The organism is Moorena sp. SIO4E2 (assembly GCF_010671945.1).
Classification (GTDB): domain Bacteria; phylum Cyanobacteriota; class Cyanobacteriia; order Cyanobacteriales; family Coleofasciculaceae; genus Moorena; species Moorena producens.
On record NZ_JAAHIE010001448.1, the window covers coordinates 1 to 1004 of the forward strand.

Genomic DNA, 1004 nt, shown 5'->3' on the forward strand with positions numbered 1-1004 from the left:
AAAACCGTTGCACTGAACGCACACTTCAGAAAACCTTTGCACTGAGCGCACACTTCAGAAAACCATTGCACTGGCCGCACAGTTCCGACACTGTTGCCTATTGCTAGCATGCCTATTCCCGATTCCCTATTCCCTGCTCCCGATTCCCTATTCCCTGCTCCCTTCTAATTGCTATACTCAAAGCGTTGCCTCTGGAACCATCATCATGCACCAAATTCACTTGAAGGAAGCAGAGACTAAACTGGCGGAACTACTTGAAGCAGCAGCAGGGGAAGAGGTTGTCATCCTCGGTAGTGATGGGAAATCTTTTAGAATTGTGCCAATGATTGCAGTACAAGCAACCCCTAAGTTTGGCAGCGCTAAGGGGCTAGTCAAAATTTCAGATGATTTTGACTAACCGTTATAATATTTTATGGAATATAGCGGTTTTTCGCCTAATGAGGTACACAGAATTTTTGCCCTGTTTCCTATTCTCTCTTCCTTCCCTCTTCTCTCTTCCCTATTCCCTATTCCCTGTTCCCTGTTCCCTGTTCCCTAAAACCATTAAATCTGTACCTCACCAAATTGAAAACCGCTATAGTAGATCTATTGATTTTTGAATCATTATAAAAAGCAAATGTAGCAATGCCTGCTCAGGATATATTTCATGATGTTGTCAAAAAAGCGCTTGTCCAAGATAATTGGGTAATTACTCACGACCCGTTAACGTTAGATTTACGCGATCGCCAATTGCATATCGACTTAGGTGCCGAAAGGCTAATTGCTGCACAGAAGGAGAATCAGCAAATTGCCGTTGAAATTAAAAGCTTTATTTCATCTTCTAGTGTCTTTCAATTTCATTTAGCGTTAGGGCAGTTTTTGAATTACCGGATTGTACTAAGCTGTTCGGCATTTAAATTGGTATAATAAAAATTAATAAATAACCCAATAATAGGAAATATGCCAGCAAAAAATTATCTGACACAAGAGCAAAAAACAATACTTCAAAAAGCCTTAAAAATAGA

At 40.1% G+C, this 1004-nt stretch carries 3 protein-coding genes; all 3 read left to right on the plus strand.

The window, feature by feature from the left end:
- Positions 1-100 precede the first annotated feature (100 nt).
- From F6K37_RS44395 to F6K37_RS44405, 3 genes are read left to right on the plus strand one after another with little or no spacing between them, the layout of a single operon-like run.
- Complete coding sequence (locus F6K37_RS44395) at positions 101-397, plus strand: type II toxin-antitoxin system Phd/YefM family antitoxin (RefSeq protein ID WP_009149893.1); 297 nt, start codon at positions 101-103, stop codon at positions 395-397.
- A 40-nt stretch (positions 398-437) separates the two neighbouring features.
- Positions 438-599, plus strand: coding sequence for a hypothetical protein (locus F6K37_RS44400; RefSeq protein ID WP_154659902.1), 162 nt, complete (start codon positions 438-440; stop codon positions 597-599).
- 25 nt (positions 600-624) lie between these two features.
- Complete coding sequence (locus tag F6K37_RS44405; RefSeq protein WP_353839165.1) at positions 625-906, plus strand: element excision factor XisH family protein; 282 nt, start codon at positions 625-627, stop codon at positions 904-906.
- The last annotated feature ends 98 nt before the right edge of the window (positions 907-1004 follow it).

Coding starts and splice junctions, on each gene's coding strand:
- F6K37_RS44400 (WP_154659902.1), top strand. CDS start 438: ATGAGGTACACAGAATTTTTGCCCTGTTTCCTATTCTCTCTTCCTTCC.
- F6K37_RS44405 (WP_353839165.1), top strand. CDS start 625: ATGCCTGCTCAGGATATATTTCATGATGTTGTCAAAAAAGCGCTTGTC.